Here is a 24,724-nt window from a genome sequence, read left to right as displayed (position 1 = left end):
GCAGTTAATCTACCTGATCAGTAAACTCGCTAGGCGCGCTGGCTTCGTCATTGGCGAGTAAAATATTGACTTTTTGTTCTGCCTGCTGCAGCTTTTGGTTAGAAGCTTGAGCAAGTTTGACTCCCCGTTCAAATTGCTTTAACGATTGTTCTAATGTCAGTTCACCATGTTCCATTTCTTGTACAATAGATTCAAGCTCGTTGACAGCTTCTTCAAAGCTCATATTTTCAGGTTTTTTGACTGCCATATCTTTTTTTACTCTCAAGCAAAACTTTAGGAATGCAATTTTATTGGTTATAAAGATAGAGGTCAAAGTATCTGATAGACTTTTTACGGTATAAAGTGTGGAAATTGATCTGTTAGTTTGGGTTAATTCTCGCAATTTAAAGGCTTTTTAATATAATTGAATTAAGTTATTGGATAACCTGCCGATAACTCAACGTATAAGAATAACTGCGTGATAGCTCGCGAATAAATGCCTTTGGAGGGTGTGTGGATTTAGCAACCGTTATAGGTATCATTGGTGCTATAGGCCTTATTGTCATGTCTATGGTGCTCAGTAGTGATGGGCAACTTGCCATGTTTTACAATACACCATCTGTTGTTATTGTATTCGGTGGCTCAATCTTCATTGTTTTGTCTAACTTTACACTTGCTCAATTTTTAGGCATAGGAAAAGTGGCAGGCAAGGCATTTATGTTCAAAATTGAAACGCCTGAAGAGCTGATTGAAAAAGCGGTAGAGCTTGCTGATTCTGCACGTAAAGGTGGTTTTCTCGCATTGGAAGAGGCTGAAATACCAAACCCTTTTATGAGAAAGGGCGTCGATATGTTAGTTGATGGTCATGATGCTGATGTGGTCAGAGCAACATTGCAAAAAGACATCGCATTGACCGCCAACCGTCATGAACTCGGCGCTGGCTTATTTAAATCGTTAGCCGATATAGCGCCGGCGATGGGGATGATCGGTACACTGATTGGTCTTGTTGCTATGTTATCAAACATGGATGATCCAAAAGCGATCGGTCCGGCGATGGCCGTTGCTTTGTTAACAACGTTATATGGTGCTTTTTTGGCAAACGTAGTTGCGATTCCAATTCAAGTAAAACTTGAACTGAGAAAGGATGAAGAAGAAAGAAATCAACGCCTCATTCTAGATGCTATTTTAGGTATTCAAGACGGCCAGAATCCGAAGGTGATTGAAGGCATTTTGAAAAATTATCTGCCTGAATCAAAACGCGGTGATGGTGGCGAGGAGTAAATAATGTCAGACGAGAACGAATGTAAATGCCCGCCCCCCGGGCTACCTGCTTGGATGGGCACGTTTGCTGACTTGATGTCACTGCTTATGTGTTTCTTCGTTCTACTATTGGCGTTTTCAGAAATGGATGTTCTGAAATTTAAGCAAATTGCTGGTTCAATGAAGTTTGCTTTTGGTGTGCAGAATAAAATTGAAGTGAAAGACATTCCAAAGGGAACCAGTGTTATCGCAATGGAATTCACTCCAGGTAAACCTGAGCCTACTCCGATTGAAACCATTCAACAGCAGACAGTTGAAATGACACAACAAATGTTGGAGTTTCAGGCGGGCGAAGAAAGTTCTGCTGGTGGTCGTCAAGAGCAGCGTGGTAACAAACGTGGTGGTGAATCTGCTAGTACAGCGCAAGAGCAGTCTATGACTCAAGCCGTTTCCGCTGCTGATCAAGAGCAGGTTAATGAGCTGGTAAAGAAAATTTCTCAACAGTTAGAAAAGCAAATTATGGATGGTGCGATTGAACTCGAATCGCTTGGCCAGCAAATCATAATTAGGATCCAGGAAAATGGTTCATTTCCATCTGGCAGTGCTTTTTTACAGCCTAAATTTAAACCAATAATTCGCGATATCGCGGAGTTGCTCAAAGATGTACCGGGAGAGATCACGGTGTCAGGGCATACTGATGACTTCCAAGTCTCCAATGAATTGTATTTCAACAATTGGGATTTATCAGCGACCAGAGCCGTTGCGGTTGCCAGTGAAATGCAAACGGTAAGTGGTTTTGATCAAAACAGAATGGTGGTCGTTGGGCATGCTGGTACAAGACCGTTAGTACCAAATGCCAATGACGTGGATAGAAAACGTAATCGACGTGTTGAGATATCAATTCTACAAGGTAAACCGAAAGAGTCTGATCCTATTGAAGTTAGAAGGGAAAATAACTAGAAAAGATTGCGTCGAGCAGCATTTTGGGCTACCGTATATTTGCTTTTACTTTTCAATTCTTAAGGGAGTTTACCATGATTGTTTTTAATAAGTTCAATAGATTACCTGGTGGTAACGGTAATGGTAATGATACTGGGGATACTGAACCAAAATAACCAGTCATAGTAAGGTAAAGCGGTGTCATTAGTCGAATATTTAAATAGTGCTGAGTTCTCTGTAAAGTATTTAAATGCACTACTTGAAGTGTCTTATATTTTAGCGTTTATATCTGTATTTATTTTTATTTTGAATAAAGATAAATTAGCGCTTAGATATGCTTCGTTGTGCTCAATATTTTATATAATCGGCTTTTTCACATTTCAGCCTCTGATAGATCATGACACCGATAGAGTATACAGATATATAGTCTGGGCGCTCAATGACATCATATTTATTGCGATTGTCGCTTATTGGGCGCTGCGCGATAAGATGTATATGTGGCAAAGTATTCTAGTGCAGCTTGTTGTTTTACCAGCTCCGCTATTGCAGCTGTTTAGGCTTGTCGATATCCACCTGATGGATGCCAGTTATTCTGCTTATGTTTATCGAACTGTTTTACCTTTTGTTAATTTTATGACGGTTATGCTCTGTTTTGCACCACTGGTTGTATATTTTGGAAACAAAGCAAAGCAGTTGACCTGGTTTCATAGGAATGAAAAAGAGGGATAGCGTTAAATTATCCCTTTTTATATGCCTAGCTTTAGCGCTCACTCATTTAAAGTTTAATATCTTTTATTTCAAGATCTGCTGTGCCGGCGGAGAATTCTAATACACCTGCGACTTTAACCGTCGATTTATTGGCATTTTGGTCTGGTAATATCACAGTTGTCAGTTCGAATTGACATGACTCTAACCCCGTTTCTTGATTAATCCCTACAGATAAACAGTGTAGCTCTGTGTCTAATCCTATCTGAACTTCTTCACAAAAAGCCTTATCAAGTTGCTCTTGTGCGCTCATTACAACAGGTTGCATTTTTAATGTTAAATCGAAGGTTGATTTGTTGCATGCCAAATTGATTGCGCCTGTATTTGTACTGTCTTCGCCAAATGTGATCAGACTATTATTTTTGTCTCGATAATGGATGGTAATGTTAACCGACTCGATGGGTTGGCTGACAGTTTCCGGACGGCCTTTATTGCGCCAGTCTTTTAAAGAACTGATTTCAGGTAGTGCGGTTTTAAAGATAAGTTCAGGTGAATAATAAACCAATTCGCCTTGTTTGAAAGATGCGTTACTATCCCCTTGCCAAGTTTGTGCACTGGTAGAGCCAAATATATTTGCAGCTAATACACATTGAGGAATATCGGATGAGATTGAATGCGTCGCGCCTAATGAGTTTTTATCTGCATATAATCTAAATTCAGGTTTAGGTTGCAACGCTTCGCTGTTCGCTTGCCAATATACACTGTTAAATTCGAGTTTATTGATTGAGCGTTCAGCAGAAAATGCGGTTCCACAATCTTGTGATGCGCTTTCGTTAGAGGGGGAATTGTCTTGTGCAGTATTGTTTTTTTCAAGTGGTGTACCATTATCACTGCCACAAGCAATCAGCAGCAATAAAGGTACCACTGCTAATGTAACCTTGTTCATAATTAACTCCTTGGTAAGTGAGTTAATTATATTCATAAGTCGATTTTGAAAGCGACAAATGAATTGCAAAAAGTAGTAGCAATAAATGACATCATGCCCTAGAGAGAGCGAAGTGCTGACTCTAGGGTAAATGAGCAGTACTAACCTAAAGCTGGGATCAGACCAAACATTTGTAATCCCTGCGCAGAGATGATGAGTACACCACATAAACCTGCGCAAATGAGACCAAGGTTACCACCACGTACCTGATAGCCAGAATTTTGATTTTTTCGCTGTTGCCAGACCATAGCAACGGGCAAGAAGACCGCTAAAACAACCAGAGCAATGGCGGCATAGCCAAGTGCCATGATAAACCCTTGTGGGTAGAATAACGCAAAGCCCAACGGTGGTGTAAACGTGATTAAGGCTGTTTTCACTCTATCTCGCCCAGAACCTTGCTGTTTAAATGCATCGGCGAAAAAGTCAAATAAACCAAGGCTCACACCTAGAAATGAAGTCGCAAGCGCCAAGTCGGCGAAAATGGTAACGAAGGTTTGTACTTGACTATTGTGCGCTATATTTGAAATGGCGGCGACAAAGCCTGGTAGGCCTTCACTTTGTGCTAAAGCTTGTTGATCCATGACACCCTGGCTTAACAACTGCCAAAAGATGTATATGATCAGCGGCAAAGAGGCACCTGCTATCATCACTCGTCTAAGTGTTTTAATATCTAAACCCACGTATTTGACTATTGAAGGTATTGAGCCATGAAAGCCAAACGAAGTAAAAATAACAGGAATAGCCGATAAAATAAGGCCTTGTTCCATTGGCATGTTTAATAAATGCTGGCCACGCACGTACGGGGTGAGTACGAAGAATAAGCTGGCCAGGACAATTATTTTGATTGTGAACAGTACGCGATTGAGTTTATCGACAGTACTTGTACCGAGCGCGACGATGGTCGCAACTATGAGCGCTAAAACCACAGATCCTATTTGTGGTGCGATATCCATGCCCGTTACTGCTGAGAGCTTCTCTTGTAGCTGAGCGCCGCCACCTGCAATATAAGCTGCACATAGCGCATAAAACAGGAATATCATTGAAAAGTTTGCGATGTATTGGCCTTTTTTACCAAGGATCTGCTTTGCTAATGTATTGAGCGTTGCTTCTTTATTTGCGAATTGGTGTACTTCGAGCATAAGAAGGGCAGTATAGGTCATTAGCAACCAAGTTGCGATGATCAAAATAAGAGATGTTGAAAATCCAAGTCCTGCTGATGCGATAGGCAATGCCAGCATGCCTGCGCCAATCGTTGTACCAGCCACGATGAGCATGCTGCCTAGCGTTTTATTATTAAGCACAAATTGCCCCTATATCTGTGAGAGAAACAGGCACAATATACCGCTCTGCAAAAAATTGAAATAGTTTTGCTGCAAATCAAAGTGAAAGTTTGTAATTTATGTCTTACAAAGGTTAATTTTGTTTACGGATAATGCAATTAGCTTGTTTCAAAACGTGTCAATTATCATCAAGGTGGCCTTGATATATAACAGAGCATAAAAAAGCCAGCATATGCTGGCTTTTCAATACATTGTTTTAGATGCGTCAATTATGCATCGTCTTCAACCAGTGTCATCAGTGATGTATTACCACCAGATGCCGTCGTATCAACACTGATAGTCTTCTCAGTGACGAGGCGATTTAGTAGTGTATCGTAGTACTCAGCGCTGATCACTGGCAAGATTGCACCACTGCGTGCAGCTAGCTGTGTACTTACATAACCTTTGCGCTCACAGCCATTGCCGACTACCGCACCTGCCAGGTGCTCATGGGCTAAGATTGCAGGTAGCTGGTTTAGCTTAGCAACTTGCAGTACGCCTTCAGCAATGCCGCTGCTTAGTAGCTTGTCTCTAAATGCTATCGCTTCTTCATGGAACAAGTCAGAAACAACCGTGATAACTGTGTTACCTGCTGCCAGTGCAGTGATCACCGATAGCACCCAGAAGTTGAAAGACGTATCTTTATCTGCATAGCACACTACACAACCACGTGATTCATAGCGTAGTGTATTTGACTCACCCGTAGGGCCTGGTAGCTCAATCACAATATCTAGACGTTTTTCAACACGGATAATCTGTTCACGTGCATCTGCTAATGTTTTATTTAAATCATCAGCAAGCGAATCTAGGATCTCGACTTTAGCCAGTTTAGCCAGCAGCTGACGTACCGCTGAAATACGGTCGTTCAGTGGCATTGCACGCCACGCTTTCTCGTCACGCTTTGATAGTGACATCATGCGTGATACTTGCTCTTGCGCACCTTGGTAAGCGGCGATCTCTTCGTTATCCACTTTAACGTTAGTCGCTTGGATGTTTTGCTCAGCAAGGTTTTCTTTTACCAAGCGTGCAATGTAGTTTGGACCACCTGCTTTTGGACCTGTACCAGATAGACCACGACCACCGAACGGCTGCACACCGACTACAGCACCGATCATGTTACGGTTTACATAGATGTTACCGGCACGAGATAGCTTAGCAAGATATTCTGCTCGCTCTTCGATACGTGTGTGGATACCCATGGTTAGACCAAAGCCAGTGCTGTTGACTTGGTCAATCACATTGTCGATATCGCTGCCTTTAAAACGGATCACGTGAACACATGGACCGAAGACTTCTTTTTTCAGTACTGACAGGTCGCTGATCTCGTATAAGCGTGGTGCAAAGAAGAAATGACCGTTATCACCCATATCTGGAAGTGAACACTCATAATGTAGTGTTGCATTGCCTTTTAGGTATTCAACGTGCTCATTGAGTGCATTCAAAGCTTTCTGGTCAATCACTGGACCCACATCTGTAGAAAGGTGTGCAGGATCGCCAATGTGAAGCTCTTGCATTGCGCCTTTGATCATGTTGATCACTTTGTCTGCGATTTCTTCTTGTACAAATAGTACACGCAGTGCAGAACAGCGCTGGCCAGCACTTTGGAAACCTGAAGAGATAACGTCATCAACAACCTGCTCAGGCAGTGCTGTTGAGTCAACGATCATACAGTTTTGACCACCCGTCTCTGCGATCAGTGGTACTTGATCGCCACCGCGCTCAGCCAATGTTTGTGAAATACGGGTGCCCGTCTCTGTAGAGCCTGTGAACATCACTGTTTGAATACGTGTATCTGGAACGATGTGCTTACCAACTTCACTACCACGCGCGATGACAGGCTGTACGATGCCTTTTGGTAGACCGACTTCTTCCATTAGCTCAATGGTACGAAGCGCAACTAATGATGTTTGCTCAGCAGGTTTTGCGATTACCGTATTACCAGTAACGATAGCAGCTGCAACCTGACCTAGGAAAATTGCCAGTGGGAAGTTCCAAGGGCTGATACATAAGATCACACCGCGTGGGCTAAAGCGCTCATCCAGTGCAAGTTCTTCTGCTTTTGCTGCGTAGTAACGGCAGAAATCAACAGCTTCACGGACTTCATCGATGCCATCTTGAGTGATTTTACCCGCTTCTTTGATACACATTGCAATAAGTTCATCACGATGGCGCTCAAGCGCATCACCTGTACGACGCAGAATTTCAGCACGCTCGCTCACTGGTGTTTGTGACCAAGTTGCAAAAGCGGCTTCTGCGCTAGCAACTAGTTGTTGCATTTCTTGTGCATCTTGGTGACGGATAGAGCCAACAACTTCGCTATGGTTTGCTGGGTTCAATACTGCTTCGTGGCCTTCAGGTACATCCGCTGCCGTGATTAGGTTTTCATCAACCCACTTTTGTAAGTTGTCACGCATTGGCGTGATGTGGTTGATGTTGGTTAAATCTAACCCTTTAGAGTTGTTGCGCTCTTCGCCGTATAGGTCGATAGGCATAGTGATCTGCATGTTACGCTTGTGCTTAACACGTTGGATTTTTTCAACCGGATCTTCAAGTAGTGACTCAACAGGCATAGACTCATCGACAATCGCGTTTACGAATGATGAGTTTGCGCCGTTTTCAAGAAGGCGACGAACAAGGTAAGCAAGTAAGTCTTCATGCTGGCCTACAGGCGCGTATACGCGACACTGTACTTTATCTTCTGTTACTACTTGGTTGTACAGTGAGTCACCCATGCCGTGTAGACACTGGAATTCAAAGTTATTGAACTCGCCATTTGCAAGTTCAAGGATAGTCGCAGCAGAATAGGCGTTGTGTGTCGCAAACTGAGGGAAGATCACATCACGTGCGTTCATCAATTTGATAGCACATGCTTTGTAAGAGACGTCAGTCGTGGCTTTACGTGTAAATACAGGGAAGTCTTCAAGACCATCAGTTTGAGTTAGCTTAACTTCAGTATCCCAGTAAGCACCTTTTACAAGACGCACCATCATCTTGCGACCAACACGACGACATAGCGCTTCAAGCCAGTCAATAACCCAAATGGCACGTTTTTGGTATGCTTGTACTGCAAGACCAAAGCCATTCCAGTTGCCCAGTGCGTCATCAGAGAATACCGCTTCGATAATATCAAGTGAGATATCTAAACGGTCTGCTTCTTCAGCATCTACTGTGAAGTTAATGTCATACTGTTTTGCAGCAAGTGCCAACTCTTTAAGCTTAGGCACAATTTCTGCAATCACACGGTCACGGTGTGAAAATTCATAACGTGGGTGAATAGCGGATAGCTTTACAGAAATACCCGGGCTCTTAATTGGGCCACGGCCATTAGCTGCTTTACCAATGACGTGAATAGCTGTCATGTAGCTGTTAAAGTAACGCTCGGCGTCAGCCATGGTGCGCGCGCCTTCGCCTAGCATGTCGTATGAGTATGCGTAGCCTGTGGCTTCTTTTTCTTTGGCACGCTCAAGTGCCGCTTCAATCGTGGTGCCCATAACAAACTGCTGGCCCATGATCTTCATTGCATATTGCACTGATTTACGAATAGCAGGCTCGCCAATACGGCCCATAGTGCGCTTTAGTAAGCCAAATTGCTCTTCTTTATTCTTATCAGCATAGTTAACCATTTTACCGGTTAGAAGTAGGCCCCAGCTCGACGCATTTACGAATAGTGAATCACTATTACCTAAATGTGAGCTCCAGTCACCTTTGCTAAGCTTATCGCGAATTAACATGTCTTGCGTTTGTGCATCAGGTACACGTAATAGTGCTTCAGCCAAACACATGAGTACAACACCTTCCTCGGAAGACAATGAGTACTCTTCTAGTAATGCGTCTACACCGCCTTGACCGTGTTGGTCTTTACGGATATTCAGTACCATTTGACGAGCACGTTCCCATGCACGAGTACGGGCAGAAACACCAACCTCAGCCAAGGGTAAAATGTGATCGATAACAGTTTCTTCATCAATGCGGTAGAAGTCACGGATCTTTTGACGGATCGGACACTGGGTTGTTAAGTCGCCTTGAAATAGCATAGGTTAAACCCTCTATTGAAAACCTAAATACTACAGAAAGCTTAGCCAAAGGCTGTGATTGCTTTCTTGCCTCATTATTTAAAATGAACGCTGCGTAATTTTGCGGTGGTTAAATTTTAGCCCCTTTGTTCGGAGAAACAAACAACATAAAAAAGGGACATCCATAATAATTTCGAGCATTGTATAGAAAGTGCAGCAGAATGTGCTGTCTTATTTTCGTGAATTACGGTAAATTTGAGTGAGATTAGACCTTCTTGCAGAATTTTATACTGTATGACCACTTCAATAAAAACGCGTATTTTAGATAGGATCGACCATGCAATTTTAGATGAATTGCAAAAAAATGGCCGAATTTCAAATGTTAACTTAGCAAAAGCTGTCAACTTAAGCCCCAGCCCCTGCTTGGATAGGGTTAAGAAGCTAGAGTCAGAGGGCTACATAGAGGGCTACACCGCAAGATTAAATGCTGAGAAGCTTGGGCAGCAGTTGGTCGCACATGTTGAGATAACACTCAAAAGTTCAACAGAGTCAGTATTCGACACCTTTAAACAGCATGTTTTAGAGATCCCCCATGTAGTTGCCTGTGACATGGTCGCTGGAGGGTTTGACTATTTATTAAAAATTCGAGTCTCTGATATGCATCAGTATCGTGAGGTGCTTGGTCAAATTGTCGAAATACCAGGTGTTGGTACAAACCATACTTATATGGTGATTGAGCATGTTAAGCAAGATGTGGGTGTGACCATTTTACCTAAAAGCTGACATCTTTTCAGTGTTGACCATGTGTGGGAAACATACTGATTTATGCCTTTTGTCACTCTAATATAATGAAATAAAATTAGTTTTTTTGTTTTTTTGAATCATGTTTTTACAAAGAAATACATTACAAGGCATTACAAATAGCGTGTTTTTCATAATTCCTTAATCTAGATCAATAAAATGTTAATGTGTGTGAATTTTTAGTTTTTATTGGCAGTTTTTTACCCTAGGCTGACATGAAATTTAGTAGCGAAAGGTAAAACAATGACAACAGCGACGCGTACAAAGGATATTACGCCTTTAGACTCAATCACATTTCAAATTCTCATAGATGACCAACCTATTACTGCTTGTGAAGGCGAAACCGTCCTCTCAGTATTGCAGGCCGCAGACATTAAGCAAGTATGTGAAAACGACAGAAAAGTCGTCACGGGCGGATACTGTGCAATGGGCGTATGCCATTGCTGTCATGTAAAAGTGAATAAACGATACAAGCAAAGAGCATGTCAGACTTTAGTTGAACCCAATATGCAGGTCGAAACTTTAAGTAATCGTTTTAAAGATGTGGGGATTGATCATGAAAAAGTCTAACCCTGTTGTGATTGTCGGTGGTGGGCCATCTGGTACGGCCGCAGCGGCGATGCTTGGAAAGTATCAAATCCCCTCTGTTATCATTGATGAGACCTCTAAAATAGGAGGGGTTATCTACCGGGGACCACTTAGAAGTACAGCCACGCTGCCGCATTTGGACGATAATTTACAACGTGCTATGAGTGCTTTGCGCACTCGTTATGAAAAGCATAAATCGTTCATTGAACTCAAGTTGCAAACTCGTGTTCTGGGGCCAGAGGGCGATCAGCATTTATTATTGAGTGAAGGTGGGGGGCTGGCTACTTTCGAGCACAATGAATTGATCTTGGCCACGGGCTGTCATGAGCGCAGTGTTCCTTTTCCTGGTTGGCAGTTGCCTGGGGTCATGTTACTGGGCGGTGTACAATTACAAATCAAAAGTGGCTTGGTAAAACCGGGCAGTAAAATGGCTTTATTGGGAACAGGTCCACTATTACCCTTAGTGGCGTGTCAGCTGCATAAAGCGGGTGTTGATGTCGTGGGTGTTTACGAAGCGAGCGCCTTCAACAAACTCGCCAAAGAAGCGGTGGCCTTATTACACAAGCCAAAACTGACGCTCAATGGCCTAAGCATGATGAGCTACCTGAAAAAGCATCAAATTCCTTTTCACTATGGTCACGGCATTGTCAGCGCACAGGGAGATAAATACCTAGAGCAAGTATCTGTTGCGCCCTATGATGACCAGTGGCGCCCTGATATGAGTCAGGCCAAGCCATTAGACGTGGATGCGATTGGTGTCGGCTATGGTTTTGTTGCACGCACTCAATTGGCTATGTTACTCGGTATTGAACATGATTACTCTAAAGTAAGTGGTTACATACCTAAACTTGATGATAATTATCAAAGTAGTCAAAAAAATACGTATGTGGTTGGTGACAGCAGTGGTTTGCTGGGAGCAGATGCTGCGATTTGTGAAGGGCAGATAGCGGCGCTCAACATTGTGCATCAACGTGGCCTGCTAGACAGTGCGACTATGGAAAAAGAAAAGCGCAAAATAGAGCGCAAGCATGCACGTATCAAGCGTTTTCGATTTGGCTTTGACCGCTTTAGTGCGCGTCAAACTGGGTTATTGGATTTGCCTCAAGACGATACGGTTGTGTGTCGCTGTGAGCAAGCAACGAAAAAGCAGCTTACTGATGCTATCGCTGAGGGTGTGAAAGATCTAACAACACTGAAAATGCGTACTCGGATTGGTATGGGTGATTGTCAGGGGAAAACGTGCAGTAGCTATGCCCTTGATTTACTCCATCAGGCCGGACATGACAAAAATACAGGGGTCATAAAACCTCGATTCCCGCTTGATCCTATCCCTTTTACTTTTATGGAAGAAACGCTAAATGAACAAGTATGATGTTGTAATTGCTGGTGGCGGTGCTGTAGGCGCTGCGTGTGCTTATTTTTTAAGTCGTGATACAGACTTGAAGATTGCGTTGGTTGATTTAAAAAAACCTGGAAATGCATCCAGAGCATCTGCGGGTGGATTATGGGCCATCGGTGAGTCAGTAGGACTTGGCTGCGGTGTTATATTTTTTAAAACCTTGTCCAAACTGCACAGTGAGGCCAAAGGTGAAGAAGTGCCCACCATGCGTCCGCACCAATTACCAGATTGTTTTTTTGAATTTGCACTTAAATCCAATGATATGTACCCAGATCTATATGAAGAACTGCGTACCAAGCATGATGTAGATTTTAAATTTGAGCGCACTGGGCTTAAGTTTATTATGTATAACCGTGAAGATGAGTTGTACGCCGACCAAATTGTCAGTGGTATTCCCCATTTAAGTGATCAAATCCGTTGGTTGAGTGCTGAACAGCTGAGAGATGAAGAGCCTTATGTCACACCAGATGCCATTGGTGCGATAGACTTTATTTGCGACCACCAAGTGAATCCATATCGTTTGGTTGAAGCATATACTGAAGCTGCAAGGCAAAATGGCGTTGAGCTGTTCTTAAATACTGAAATAGAGTCAGTATTGAAAGAAGGTAATCGAGTGGTGGGGCTGAAAACCGCCGCGGGAGATTTACATTGTGACACGCTCGTTAATGCAACGGGGGCGTGGGCTAATGAGCTGTATAAGCAGGCGACAGGCAAAGATATGCCCGTATATCCAGTTAAAGGACAAATTGTCTTGTCTGAACGTATGCCAAAAATCATGAATGGTTGTATCAGCACCAGTGATTGTTATATCGCGCAAAAAGACAATGGGGAGATCTTGATTGGCTCGTCCACAGAGGAAAAAGGGTTTGATACCACCAATAGCTTAGATAAGATCCAAGAATTGTCCCGTGGGGCAATGAAGTGCTTACCGATTCTCAATGAGTCTAATATCAAGCGTTGTTGGGCTGGCCTCAGGCCAGGCACGCCAGATGAGCTGCCTATTTTGGGTAAAGTGTCTGGTGTTGAAGGGTATCTTAATGCATGTGGTCATTTCAGAACGGGGATTTTGACGTCTGCTATTACAGGTAAATTGATAACAGAACTCGTCACCAATCAGCCTACTTCAATTGATTTGACCCCATTTAATGTCAGTCGTTTTGATAACGATCCTGCATAACTAAACTTACCTTATTGATGACTCACGCTACTGTGTGAGTCATATATTCGACAATTTACATTTTGTGACGATTTTTTAATTTAATTTGGTGGGTATTTTTGTGCTTTTTATCGCATCAGCCTGACTTTATGAGTGAAATTGTTATCATGTAACAGTCAAATTTATATACGAGATAATAATGAAAATTAAGCACTTGTTTGCAGCGATGGCTGCTGTGCTTGGACCGCTAGCAAGCCCTTTAGCGAGCGCCTACAGCACTGAAGATACCCGTTTATTACGATTCCCTGATATTCATAAAGAGCACGTTACTTTTGTGTACTCTGGCGATATCTATGTTGCGAACACCAATACAGGTAAAAGCACGCGTTTAACGGATCATGTTGGGTTCGAAACGTTCCCTAAGTTTTCACCTGATGGTGAAAAAATTGCCTTTGCTGCTGAATATAACGGTAGTCGTCAAATCTACGTGATTAATCGTGATGGCTCAGGTCTGAAGCAACTGACTTATTATAATGATGTAGGCCCTATGCCGCCTCGTGGTGGTTTTGATTACCGTGTATTAGACTGGACACCAGATGGCAAGCATATTGTTTTCCGTGCTAACCGTACCCCTTGGGGCAAACGCATGGGCCGCCCTTATATGGTACCGGTAGAAGGTGGCCTAGAGCAGCCTCTTGCAATTCCTGAAGGTGGCGGCGGTATGCTGTCGGGTGATGGTAGTAAGTTTGTATACACGCCAATTGATCGTGAGTTCCGTACTTGGAAGCGTTCAAGAGGTGGTCGTGCGCAAGATGTATGGGTCTATGATTTAGACAAGAATACGTCTAAGCAATTAACGACACACCGTGCAACTGATCAGCAGCCTACGTGGGTGAATGACAGCATTTACTTCGTTTCTGATAGAGATTACACACTTAACCTTTACAAGTATCGTGAAGGCAAAAAGCCAGTCAAAATGACGGACCATAAAGAGTTTGATGTATTGTGGCCATCAGCAGGTCCTGACTCAATCGTTTATGAAAATGGTGGCTATTTATATCGCTTCAATGAAGCAAATAAAATGACCGAAAAACTGACTATCAATGTCGATGGTGTACGTAAGTCGGCACTACCTTACACTAAGAATGTGAGTAAGTTCATTGATTCAATGGATATCTCACATGATGGCAAACGAGCGGTATTTACAGCCCGTGGTGAGATTTTCTCAGTACCGGTGAAAAATGGTCCTACACGTAATTTGTCACATACCCCAGCAGGTCGTGAAATTGCGGCAACGTGGTCGCCAAATGCACGTTATGTCGCTTATTTAAGTGATGCGACGGGCGAATATGAGATTTATATTAAAGATCGTGCCAACAACAATGCAGTCAAGCAATTAACTGATAATGGGACTATTTGGCGTTTCGATCCTATTTGGTCACCAGACAATACCAAGCTATTATTTGCAGACAAAGACCATATTATTTGGTGGTTAGATGTTGAGAGCGGCAAATTACACAAGATTGACCGTGGTTTGCACGATGAGCGCAGCATTACACAATACACGTGGTCTCCAAACAGCAAAGACTTAGTCTTTGTTAAGAACAACGAAAACCGTTATTCATCGCTTTGGCACTATAACGTCGAGTCTAAAAAGTTAAGCCGCTTAACGGATGATATGACGTCTGAATCAAACCCTACGTTCTCAGAAGATGGCCAGTACATTTACTTCACTTCTGAACGTGACTTTAATTTAGCATTTAGTTCATATGAGTTTGATTATCTGTTTAATAAAGCAACGCGTATTTATTCGGTAGCGGTAAACGACAGCATTCAACCTATCAACACGCTACAAAGTGATGAAACACAGATTGTCGGTGACGATAAAGCGTCAGAAGAGAAGACAGAACTGGACACCAGCATTCAAGTTGATGGCTTTATGGATCGCGTCGTGTCATTACCTGCACCTGCGGGTAATTACTCATCATTGACTGGCGTGAAAGGTGGTGTGTTAACACTGAGCGGTGGCGCCCTGAAGCTTGTTGAAAACAAGGCCGATGGCAAAGTAAATACTGTCGCTAAAGGTGTTAGTGAGTACACAGTCTCTGCAAACCGTGAGCATGTCATTGCACGTGCTGGTAGCAAATATAGTGTGATCAAACCAAAAGCGAAGCAAGATCTGAAAGCGAATCAACTTGATCTTAGCAACATGAACCTGAAGATTGACCCACGTGTTGAGTGGTCACAAATGTACACAGAAGGTTGGCGTACATTGCGCGATTGGTTCTATGACGCAAATCACCACGGTCAAGACTGGGATGCAATCTTGAAGCGTTACCAACCTATGGCCGATGCAGCAGCGCACCGCACAGATATTGATTATGTGTTGAGTGAAATTGCTGGTGAAATCAATGCAGGCCACATTTATGTACAATCAGGTGATGAGCCAAAAGGCGAGCGTAAAAAGCATGGCTTGCTCGGTGCTGAAGTGGCAAGTCATCCGTCAGGTTTTGTGACTCTTAAGCATATCTTTAAAGGCGAAAACTGGCATGAAGACTTCCGTTCTCCACTAGGTGAAACGGGTGTACGTGCAAGAGAAGGTGACTTCATCTTGGCGGTTAATGGTCGTAATGTGAATGAAGTCAGTAACTTCTATGAGTTACTAGAAAATACACAAGGCGAGCAAGTTGAGCTTATTCTTAGCAAATCAACAAGCTTTGACGATAGCTGGAAAGTAACCGTTAAGCCTGTGAAGAGTGAAATCGGTCTACGTTACTTACAGTGGGTTGAAACGCGTAAAGCTTATGTCGATGAATTATCTGGCGGACGTATCGGCTATGTTCATTTGCCAAACACGGCATATGAAGGTAACCGTTCGATGTTCAAGAACTTTATGCCACAAACAACCAAAGATGCGTTGATCATTGATGACCGTTACAACGGTGGTGGTTTTATTCCTGAGCACGTGATCACTTGGTTAGCACGCAAGCCGCTAAACTATTGGAAGCGTCGTGGTGTTACACCAACCAAAACACCTCAGTTTGCTCATGATGGACCAAAAGCCATGCTGATCAATGGCTATTCAAGCTCAGGTGGTGATGCTATTCCTTACTACTTCCGCCAAGCGGGCCTAGGTAAGTTAATTGGTACTCGTACTTGGGGTGGCTTAATTGGTATCTCTGGTAACCCTTACTTAGTTGACGGTGGTCAGGTAATTGCAGCGACCTTCCGTATTCTTGACAATGACGGCAACTGGATCATCGAAAATGAAGGGGTTGTCCCAGATATCGAAGTGATTGATCGTCCAGAGCTTATCCAAGCTGGTAAAGATCCGTCTGTAGAGCGTGCGGTGAAAGAGCTATTAAAAGAGCTTGATGAAAACCCTAAAAAGAAACTCGTTGTGCCACCGGCACCAACTAAGTTTATTGACTAAATAAACGTAATTTTAAAAAAGGAGCTGAAAGGCTCCTTTTTTATTTTGGCCATATGAAGAAAAGTGTGCGTAATGCAATTAATTAACGAGCGGGCCCAAATTCTGTACAAGTGTTTTTTTTATTTGTATGGTAGCTTAAATGTTGGTACATAATCTCAGCCATTTTATTTCACAAGGAGCAAGTTAAGGAGCGCATATGAAAGTTGTATTGATCACGGGTGGGAGCCGAGGTATCGGCGCTGCAACGGCAAAGAAGCTTGCACAGCAAGGGTATGCGGTTGCTATAAACTATAAATCGAATCATGCTGCCGCACAGCAAGTGAAAGAAGATATCTTGAAAGCTGGTGGTAAGGCTCAGTACTTTCAAGCTGATATCAGTCAAGAACAACAAGTAGTCGATTTGTTTCAAGTCGTACAAGCCCACTTTGGACCAGTCACACATTTAGTTAATAATGCAGGTGTGTTGGCCCAGCAAATGCGAGTGGAAGAGATGAATGCTGAGCGCATAAATTGGATGTTGATGCAAAATGTCACCCCGTACTTTATTTGTGCACGTGAAGCGATTAAACAGATGCGTCAAAGTAGCCTTGCTAAGCAGTGCGCGATTGTAAATGTGTCATCGGCAGCGTCATATCTGGGCGGTGCAAATGAATATGTGGATTATGCTGCATCAAAAGGGGCCATTGATAGCTTTACTAAAGGCTTGTCTTTAGAGTTGGCTGCAGAGGGAATACGTGTCAATGGCGTACGCCCAGGTTGTATTTATACAGATATCCATTCGGACGGCGGCGAACCTAATCGAGTGGATAGAGTAGCGGATTTATTGCCGCTAAAGCGTGGAGGCACATCAAAAGAAGTCGCAAACGCAATTGCTTGGCTGTTGAGCTGTGAATCATCTTATGCAACAGGGACATTTATTGATTTGGCTGGGGGCAAATAGACGTCACTCAATTGCCTTTGTTGTTAAGTTTATTGTTTTTTTACTAGGCCTTAGCACTCGTTGCCCTGATACTGTGCTCATCACACTTGCTTTGATATGTGATAGAAAATGTGTTGATTAGAGAGAAAGGAAAATGTCGGCATGTGTGGGTGAGATTAATCACTAGATTGTTATGGGTTGATGTGAATCGCGATGCGGATGTCTAGAACTTTTGGGCAACAGGTTGAGCTCATATTAGTGTTAAGAGCCCACGCAAACATTTTGAGGGGGCTCAATGGCAGTGTTGTTCACCCGTTTTATTTTTTCGAAATTGCGATCAGAGCGTTGTCGCTACTGCCGTCCCAGCAACGCGTGTCTCCGCCCTCTCTATTTTCTAGTACGAGCGCATATTCAGTACCGTATTTCTCGCCTTCTTCGATGGCTTTTAAAACGGGGCCGAGTAAATAAGTATGGGTGTCGTAAATCCAGACTGGTTCCATTTGGTTACCCGTACGGGTGCTTTTATATTGCACTTCAAAATTGCCGTATTTAGACACAACCTTTGTCACAATACCTGAACAAATAAAGACTTTTGCCTGTGCAGCGAAGGTGCTGCCAAGAATGCAAAGGCTGACTAAAGCGCTTAAAGTATGAGTTTTCATTTTTTCTTCCTTAAGTTTAATGGATGCCAACATTGGCGCTAAGAAGATTAAACCTTTGCGATGAATAATTTGTGTACTGTGCATTTCATTTTCATTTAATTTACATTTGTTGAAGCCCGTCACTATCAAGGTATTTATAATAGTAACTGGTGCTATGCAGTTGACCGTGTTTATCGGAAACATAGCAGGGGATCTGACCGGCTTTGGTGTAACCTATGGCTTGATAGAATAGCTCTGCCTTATCGCCGCTTTGGGTATCTAAAACCAGCAGCGTTCGCTTATTTTGCGATGCACTTTGTTCGATATGGCGCATTAATATTGTGGCGTAGCCAGTGCGTTGTGTATTCGGATGAACCAGTAGCTTTTTGACTTCAGCTCGATGCTGACCATTTTCTTTTATGCACAATGAGAGTTGGACTGTTGCAACCAAGGTTTCTCCTTGGAAGAGCGCAAAGAGTTGGCGCTCTTTATTGATGATGGCTTGTGCAACTGATTGCCAATATTGCTGCACCGTATCGAGGTTGGCCGGATCGTGAAAGCCAAGGGATGCGCCTTGCTCAATACAGTCTGTCAGCAGTGCACACAGCTGAACATGCGCATTTAAATCTATGCTATCGAGTTGTTTGATTATTAGCATGCTAACTTCCTTTGTTGAGCTGTTTGATGTCAGCTTCAATAGCATTTAATTGCTGTAATAACTTTTGCTTTTGTTTATAGAGCTTATTTAGTTGTTGTGTATGGCAGGTATTGTGCGTACGTACAGCGCGATATAACGCTTGCTTAGATATTTGATAAGTTTCGGCTATATCACTAATGCTTAATCCATGATTGCTCACCATAGAAACGGCGTGTACGAGCTTTGGCGTATTATTTATCAAGCTAGGTTCCTTAACTGACTTAGTCGTTATATTGAACCTCAGAGTAAGAAAGAATAGTGCCAGAAGTATAAAGTTATAAATTTCAATATATTAACTTTTTTGAGGGTGAGTTAGATGCGCCAAAAAAGGGCTATGTTTCTGAATTTGCACCACATTGAGGCGCATATTGAAGGGTTATGAAGTAAAAGGCATTAAAAAAATGCCTTTTCCATTTTTGAAGATAAGTAACGTTTACTATTTACCAGCAATACCAGTAACAATAAGATACCAACTAAGAGCCACGCAGGTGTGTGACCATGTTTACTAAAAAAACTATGGCCGGATATCAGTTTTAAATCTGTACTGAGAATTCCACTGGTAAACTGCGCAATGGTGACTTGTTGGTTCGAGATAGGATCATATACTCCGCTGATCCCATTATTTGTGACTCTGACCATCGGCCTCTGTAGTTCTAGAGCGCGCATTCTAGCAATTTGCATGTGTTGATGTGGACCATGCGAGTCACCAAACCAAGCATCATTACTGACGGTAAATAAAATATCCGATGAGGTCGTATAATTACCTCTGACCAGTTCACTGAAAGCAATTTCATAGCAAATCGCTGGTAATACATGAATGCCATTTGCAAGTAGATTATTTTGTACCGCGTCCCCACGAGAAAATGATGACATAGGTAAATCAAATAGCGGAGCAAGAGGTCTAAGTAAGTTCTCAAAAGGAACAAACTCACCAATTGGCAGGAGTTGATGTTTTTGATAGCGATTTTTATGTAAGTACTGATATTGCCCTTCGGTATCTTCGTGGTGCTCTTTACCAAGCACAATTAGGGTATTGTATACATTACGTGTGTCGAATTGATAATCAGGAATGCCTGTTATCAAAGCGGTATTGTTAAAGGCAGCGGCTTTATCTAAATTGACCAAATAATCAAAAGCATAATCTTCAATCTCAGGGATTGCTGCCTCTGGCCATACTACCAAATCAACATCAGCCCAATTTGGCCTCGTCATATCTTGATATTTGGACATGGTTGGCCAAAATTGTTCAGGTTGCCAGCGCAGGCTTTGCTGTATATTCCCCTGCACGAGCAATGTTTTTAATTGGTTACCACTGTAATGGGTGTCTGTGCTCTGAGTAGAAAGAACATAGGCGATACAGACTGGCAGCATCGTCATAATAGCCGCTTTATATTGCTTGTAACGGATCAACCAATAAAATGTATAGGCGATCATAATACACAATAAAGTTAAGCCAAATTCGCCTATCCAGGGGGCCAATGTATTGAGTGGAGAATCAGTGAGCGTATAACCAAAACTGAGCCATGGAAAGCCTGTTAAGAGTGTGCCTCTTAAATACTCTGTGATTGCAAAGCCACTGATTAAAAGCGCAAATCGTTGCCAAGGAGATTTACTATAACGGGTAGCAAACGCAAATGCCAAAGCTGGATAAAGCGCTAAGTAAGCACATAACATGGCCATAGCCATGAGTGACAGTACAATGGGCAACCCACCAAACTGTGCAATAGACACATGCACCCAGCTAATGCCCAAGGCAAACCATCCAAAGCCAAATAAAAAGCCGTATTTAGCAGCTTGCTTGGGGGTTGGTTGATCTGTCACGTAAAAGGCGATGGCAAGGCAGACAAAAGTCAGCGGCCAAAAGCCAAAGGGAGCGTATGCAAAAGTCAGCGCACAGCCTGCAATAAGTGCAAGCCATGCGTTTTTATCTTTTGTAAGCGAGGTGAGTTTACTCCGTTGTGTCTTCAACATGTTCTGTTTTTGGAACTGTGACCTGAAGCTGCAATATACGGCGATTATCTGAATTAGTTATTTTGAATTGCAGCGGTCCGACATCAATGGTTTCTCCTTTGCTCGGCATATGGCCAAATGCATGTAGGATGATACCCCCAATGGTGTCAGCTTCTTGTGTATCATAGTCTGTCTTAAAGAATTCATTAAACTCTTCAAGCGGTGTTAATGCTTGCACATTAAACACATGCTTTGACAACTGACGAATATCTTGTTGATCGTCTTCATCATCATGCTCATCCTCAATTTCACCCACAATGGTTTCAAGGATATCTTCGATAGTGACAAGGCCCGATACGCCGCCATATTCATCAATTACAATCGCCATATGGTAGCGTTTTTGTCTAAATTCATTGAGTAAAGTGTCTACACGTTTACTTTCTGGTACTACAATAGCCGGACGCAAATACTCTTTTATTGCAGGTAGCGCACCATTCTGCTGCACTATCAGGGGTAAGAGATCTTTTGCAAGCAAAATACCTTCTACGTGGTCTTTGTCTTCGCAAACGACAGGGAAGCGAGAGTGACTAGACTCTACCATAGCAGGGAGTTGTGATTCCAAGTCTTGCTCAACATCTAGCGTTATCATCTGAGAGCGCGGGATCATAATATCGCGAACTTTAAGTTCAGAGACGCTCAGCACGCCTTCCATCATGTCTTTTGTCTCAGGGTCGATAAGTGCTCGTTCTTGAGCGTCAGCAATGACTTCTACCAACTCTTCTTTATTTTGGGGTTCCCCTTGCAGCATCTGAGTGATGCGTCCCAGCCAGTTTCTGCTAGAAGAACCCTGGCTACTTTGCGAGTTATCGTCGCTCATTGTAGTTCTTTACTCCACTTAGTTAATGTCATCACGATATGGGTCTGCAATGCCCAGATCGGCTAAAAATTCTTTTTCTAGACTTTCCATTTCCATGGCGTCTTGTTCATTTATATGGTCAAAGCCTAACAAATGCAAGCACCCATGTATGACCATATGTGCAAAATGATCATGGAAAGTTTTTTCCTGCTCCTGTGCCTCATTAAAAACCACCTGAGGACAGATAATTAAGTCACCGACTAACGGCAATTCAATGCCAGGCGGTGCTTCAAATGGAAAAGACAACACATTGGTTGGCTTGTCTTTTCCACGATATTGGCTGTTAAGCTCTTGGCTCTCCGCCTCATCGGCAATGCGAATAGTCACTTCGGCGTATTCTCTATACGGCAAAAGTGCTTTTTCGGCCCAACTTTGAAATTGCTGTTCATTGGGTAAATTGTCAAACTCACAGGCGAGTTGTAAATCTACATCGACACTCATGATTCAGGACCTTGTTGCTCAGCAGCTTGTTGTTTTGCCTTTTGCTTAGCGACTTTTTCTTGACGCTCTTGCTCTTCTTTAGCTTCATAGGCTTCCACAATTCGTGCCACAACTGGGTGACGAACGACATCGTGAGATTTAAAGAAGTTAAATGAAATCTCATCGACATTGCTGAGTACTTCAATGGCATGACGAAGACCCGAACGCGCGCCTCTAGGTAAGTCGACCTGTGTAATGTCACCCGTGATGACGGCTTTTGAATTAAAGCCGATACGCGTTAGGAACATTTTCATCTGTTCTGTGGTGGTGTTTTGGCTTTCATCCAAAATGATAAAGGCATCGTTCAAAGTTCTACCACGCATGTATGCCAGCGGTGCTACTTCTATGACATTTTTTTCAATTAAGCGTTCAACTTTTTCAAAGCCAAGCATTTCAAATAATGCGTCATATAAAGGACGTAAGTATGGATCTATTTTTTGCGTTAAATCACCCGGTAAAAAGCCCAGTTTTTCACCAGCTTCAACCGCTGGACGCGTGAGTAGAATGCGTCTGATCTCTTGCCTTTCTAGCGCATCGACTGCAACTGCTACGGCAAGATATGTTTTACCTGTGCCTGCAGGGCCAATACCAAAACTGATGTCATGCGTTAAGATATTTGCCACATATTGGCTTTGATTTGGGTTACGTGGTTTAACAACACCACGGCGAGTTTTAATGAAAACTTCTTTTTCCCATACATTCGGTGCATCTTGTTCTAGGCAATTTGCTTCGGTGATGGCGAGGTGGACATTGTCTGGCTCTATCTCTTTGGCTTTGCCTTTCACTGGCTGAGTATCAACATATAGAGACTTTATAATATCAACAGCGGCTTTTGCTGTAACTTGATTACCCGTTACTTTGAACCAGTTATCTCTGTGTGTAACTTCAACACCTAGGCGGCGTTCAATTTGTTTTAGATTATCGTCAAAAGGACCACAAAGAGAAGAGAGGCGGTTGTTGTCGGCAGGTTCTAGATAAAACTCAATATTTTTTACTTGATTGCTCAAAATGACTTCCTAAGATTGATTGCGCCAGCAAAATGCTGGCGCAAAACAAGTGTTTTATGGTGTAAAGGTTGCAACACCAATCTCATTGGCTTCCGGTTCTGACGGTACACGACTAAGGATATCTGATGGTGCAACATCACGTCGCAAGTCCATTTCAGTCTCAGTTCGGATCAATTCTCCACGCAATGAGTTTGGCAGCGCCTCAGTAATACGCACGTCAACGAACTGACCGATCACTGAGTGTGGACCTTCAAAGTTTACTACACGGTTATTCTCTGTACGGCCACGCAGTTCCATTGGATTCTTTTTCGAAGGGCCTTCAACAAGAATACGCTGTTCAGTATCAAACATTTTACGGCTGATATCTTGTGCCATTTGGTTGATACGGTTTTGTAATAGATACAAGCGCTCTTTCTTTTCTTGCTCTGGTACATCATCCGGTAAGTCTGCCGCTGGAGTACCTGGGCGCGCTGAGTAGATAAAGCTGAAGCTCATATCAAAGCCAATCGCATTGATAAGGTTCATAGTCTCTTCGAAGTCTGCTTTGCTTTCGCCAGGGAAACCAATGATGAAGTCCGAGCTCATGCTTAGGTTTGGACGGATCTTGCGAAGTTTACGGATAGTAGACTTGTATTCAAGTGCAGTATGGCCGCGTTTCATTAAGTTAAGTACACGGTCTGAACCACTTTGTACTGGCAAGTGCAAGTGATCAACAAGCTCAGGTACGTCTGCGTAGGCTTCGATGATGTCTGGCGTAAACTCAACAGGGTGTGACGTGGTATAACGAATACGGTCAATACCATCAATCGCAGCTACATAACGCAGCAGATCAGAGAAGTAGCATACTTCACCATCGTGCATTTCACCGCGATAAGCGTTTACGTTTTGACCCAGTAAGTTCACTTCTCGCACGCCTTGCTCTGCAAGTTGCGCAACTTCTAAAATTACATCGTCAAGTGGACGGCTTACTTCTTCACCACGGGTGTAAGGCACAACGCAGAAAGTACAATATTTAGAGCAACCTTCCATAATTGATACGAACGCCGTAGGGCCTTCCGCTTTTGGCTCTGGTAGACGGTCAAACTTTTCGATTTCAGGGAAAGAAATATCGACTACAGAGCCTTCTTTGCTTTGCACTTGTTTGATCATTTCTGGTAGACGGTGCAGTGTTTGCGGACCGAATACGATATCTACAAATGGTGCACGTTGACGGATTGTGTCACCTTCTTGTGAGGCGACACAGCCACCTACGCCGATAACCAAGTCAGGGTTATCTTCTTTTAATAACTTCCAGCGACCCAACTGGTGGAATACTTTCTCTTGTGCCTTCTCTCGAATTGAACACGTGTTGAGTAGGATCACATCCGCCTGTTCAGCTTCTTCTGTCAGCTGATAGCCGTTAGTGGCATCAAGCAGATCCGCCATTTTCTGGGAGTCATATTCGTTCATTTGACAGCCCCAGGTTTTGATATGCAATTTTTTACCCATTGAAATAAAGCCTCGTTTTCAATTCGATGATCAGCACAACGCCTTGCCA

The 24,724-nt window shown here is 43.0% G+C and carries 21 protein-coding genes; 9 read left to right on the top strand and 12 right to left on the bottom strand.

Annotated elements, in window-relative coordinates; all coding sequences use genetic code 11:
• Positions 1–4: 4 nt before the first annotated feature.
• The gene (gene xseB, locus S4054249_RS17910; RefSeq protein ID WP_046356141.1) at positions 5–247 is read right to left on the bottom strand and encodes an exodeoxyribonuclease VII small subunit; all 243 of its coding nucleotides are present in this window, start codon (positions 245–247) and stop codon (positions 5–7) included.
• Positions 248–492: 245 nt separating this feature from the next.
• Here xseB and pomA point away from each other — a divergent pair, with 245 nt between their 5' ends.
• From pomA to S4054249_RS17895, 3 genes are all read left to right on the top strand, one after another.
• On the top strand, positions 493–1,260 hold the full coding sequence (pomA, locus tag S4054249_RS17905) for a flagellar motor protein PomA (RefSeq protein ID WP_039608359.1): 768 nt from the start codon (positions 493–495) through the stop codon (positions 1,258–1,260).
• A 3-nt stretch (positions 1,261–1,263) separates the two neighbouring features.
• Positions 1,264–2,199: a flagellar motor protein MotB gene (locus S4054249_RS17900; RefSeq protein ID WP_046356142.1), complete on the top strand. Its 936-nt coding sequence runs from the start codon at positions 1,264–1,266 to the stop codon at positions 2,197–2,199.
• 177 nt (positions 2,200–2,376) lie between these two features.
• Positions 2,377–2,907, top strand: a complete 531-nt coding sequence (locus S4054249_RS17895; RefSeq protein ID WP_046356143.1) for a hypothetical protein — start codon at positions 2,377–2,379, stop codon at positions 2,905–2,907.
• 46 nt (positions 2,908–2,953) lie between these two features.
• Here S4054249_RS17895 and S4054249_RS17890 read toward each other — a convergent pair whose 3' ends face one another.
• The 3 genes from S4054249_RS17890 to putA all read right to left on the bottom strand — a co-directional run bounded on the left by S4054249_RS17890 (position 2,954) and on the right by putA (position 9,221).
• Positions 2,954–3,829 carry a hypothetical protein gene (locus tag S4054249_RS17890; RefSeq protein ID WP_046356144.1) on the bottom strand — a complete coding sequence of 292 codons (876 nt, stop codon included), beginning with the start codon at positions 3,827–3,829 and terminating at the stop codon, positions 2,954–2,956.
• Positions 3,830–3,969: 140 nt separating this feature from the next.
• Positions 3,970–5,169 (bottom strand): aromatic amino acid transport family protein, encoded by a 1,200-nt coding sequence (locus S4054249_RS17885; protein ID WP_046356145.1) that lies wholly within the window; start codon positions 5,167–5,169, stop codon positions 3,970–3,972.
• A 248-nt stretch (positions 5,170–5,417) separates the two neighbouring features.
• Entirely contained in the window at positions 5,418–9,221 is a 3,804-nt protein-coding gene (gene putA / locus S4054249_RS17880; protein ID WP_046356146.1) for a bifunctional proline dehydrogenase/L-glutamate gamma-semialdehyde dehydrogenase PutA, read from the bottom strand.
• Between the two features lie 273 nt (positions 9,222–9,494).
• Between putA and S4054249_RS17875 the strand changes: the two genes are divergently transcribed.
• The 6 genes from S4054249_RS17875 (at position 9,495) to S4054249_RS17850 (ending at position 17,517) form a co-directional block, all read left to right on the top strand.
• A complete protein-coding gene (locus S4054249_RS17875; RefSeq protein WP_046356147.1) occupies positions 9,495–9,983 on the top strand; it encodes a winged helix-turn-helix transcriptional regulator in 489 nt (162 codons plus the stop codon).
• Positions 9,984–10,244: 261 nt separating this feature from the next.
• Complete coding sequence (locus S4054249_RS17870; RefSeq protein WP_046356148.1) at positions 10,245–10,571, top strand: (2Fe-2S)-binding protein; 327 nt, start codon at positions 10,245–10,247, stop codon at positions 10,569–10,571.
• Positions 10,558–11,961 carry an NAD(P)/FAD-dependent oxidoreductase gene (locus S4054249_RS17865; RefSeq protein WP_046356149.1) on the top strand — a complete coding sequence of 468 codons (1,404 nt, stop codon included), beginning with the start codon at positions 10,558–10,560 and terminating at the stop codon, positions 11,959–11,961. The genes S4054249_RS17870 and S4054249_RS17865 overlap by 14 nt, the downstream gene beginning before the upstream one ends.
• Positions 11,948–13,165, top strand: a complete 1,218-nt coding sequence (locus S4054249_RS17860; RefSeq protein ID WP_046356150.1) for an NAD(P)/FAD-dependent oxidoreductase — start codon at positions 11,948–11,950, stop codon at positions 13,163–13,165. Before S4054249_RS17865 ends, S4054249_RS17860 begins: the two co-directional genes overlap by 14 nt.
• A 178-nt stretch (positions 13,166–13,343) precedes the next feature.
• A complete protein-coding gene (locus tag S4054249_RS17855; RefSeq protein WP_046356151.1) occupies positions 13,344–16,577 on the top strand; it encodes a S41 family peptidase in 3,234 nt (1,077 codons plus the stop codon).
• A gap of 196 nt (positions 16,578–16,773) precedes the next feature.
• Positions 16,774–17,517: an SDR family NAD(P)-dependent oxidoreductase gene (locus tag S4054249_RS17850; RefSeq protein WP_046356152.1), complete on the top strand. Its 744-nt coding sequence runs from the start codon at positions 16,774–16,776 to the stop codon at positions 17,515–17,517.
• A 296-nt stretch (positions 17,518–17,813) separates the two neighbouring features.
• On the opposite strand, the gene S4054249_RS17845 is transcribed toward S4054249_RS17850, so the two are convergent.
• The 8 genes from S4054249_RS17845 to miaB form a co-directional block, all read right to left on the bottom strand.
• Entirely contained in the window at positions 17,814–18,158 is a 345-nt protein-coding gene (locus S4054249_RS17845; protein WP_046356164.1) for a hypothetical protein, read from the bottom strand.
• Positions 18,159–18,258: 100 nt separating this feature from the next.
• On the bottom strand, positions 18,259–18,795 hold the full coding sequence (locus S4054249_RS17840; protein WP_046356153.1) for a GNAT family N-acetyltransferase: 537 nt from the start codon (positions 18,793–18,795) through the stop codon (positions 18,259–18,261).
• A 1-nt stretch (position 18,796) separates the two neighbouring features.
• Complete coding sequence (locus S4054249_RS17835) at positions 18,797–19,036, bottom strand: hypothetical protein (protein ID WP_046356154.1); 240 nt, start codon at positions 19,034–19,036, stop codon at positions 18,797–18,799.
• A gap of 191 nt (positions 19,037–19,227) precedes the next feature.
• Positions 19,228–20,805, bottom strand: coding sequence for an apolipoprotein N-acyltransferase (lnt, locus tag S4054249_RS17830; protein WP_046356155.1), 1,578 nt, complete (start codon positions 20,803–20,805; stop codon positions 19,228–19,230).
• Positions 20,783–21,661 (bottom strand): CNNM family magnesium/cobalt transport protein CorC, encoded by an 879-nt coding sequence (corC, locus tag S4054249_RS17825; RefSeq protein ID WP_046356156.1) that lies wholly within the window; start codon positions 21,659–21,661, stop codon positions 20,783–20,785. The genes lnt and corC overlap by 23 nt, the downstream gene beginning before the upstream one ends.
• An 18-nt stretch (positions 21,662–21,679) precedes the next feature.
• Positions 21,680–22,141, bottom strand: a complete 462-nt coding sequence (gene ybeY, locus S4054249_RS17820; RefSeq protein ID WP_046356157.1) for an rRNA maturation RNase YbeY — start codon at positions 22,139–22,141, stop codon at positions 21,680–21,682.
• Complete coding sequence (locus tag S4054249_RS17815) at positions 22,138–23,187, bottom strand: PhoH family protein (RefSeq protein ID WP_046356158.1); 1,050 nt, start codon at positions 23,185–23,187, stop codon at positions 22,138–22,140. Before S4054249_RS17815 ends, ybeY begins: the two co-directional genes overlap by 4 nt.
• Before the next feature lie 54 nt (positions 23,188–23,241).
• On the bottom strand, positions 23,242–24,675 hold the full coding sequence (miaB, locus tag S4054249_RS17810) for a tRNA (N6-isopentenyl adenosine(37)-C2)-methylthiotransferase MiaB (protein WP_046356159.1): 1,434 nt from the start codon (positions 24,673–24,675) through the stop codon (positions 23,242–23,244).
• Between the last annotated feature and the right edge of the window lie 49 nt (positions 24,676–24,724).

This window comes from Pseudoalteromonas luteoviolacea (genome assembly GCF_001750165.1).
GTDB lineage: Bacteria > Pseudomonadota > Gammaproteobacteria > Enterobacterales > Alteromonadaceae > Pseudoalteromonas > Pseudoalteromonas luteoviolacea_G.
The sequence above is the reverse complement of the archived record's forward strand: the minus strand, read 5'-3'. Positions and strand labels throughout refer to the sequence as shown.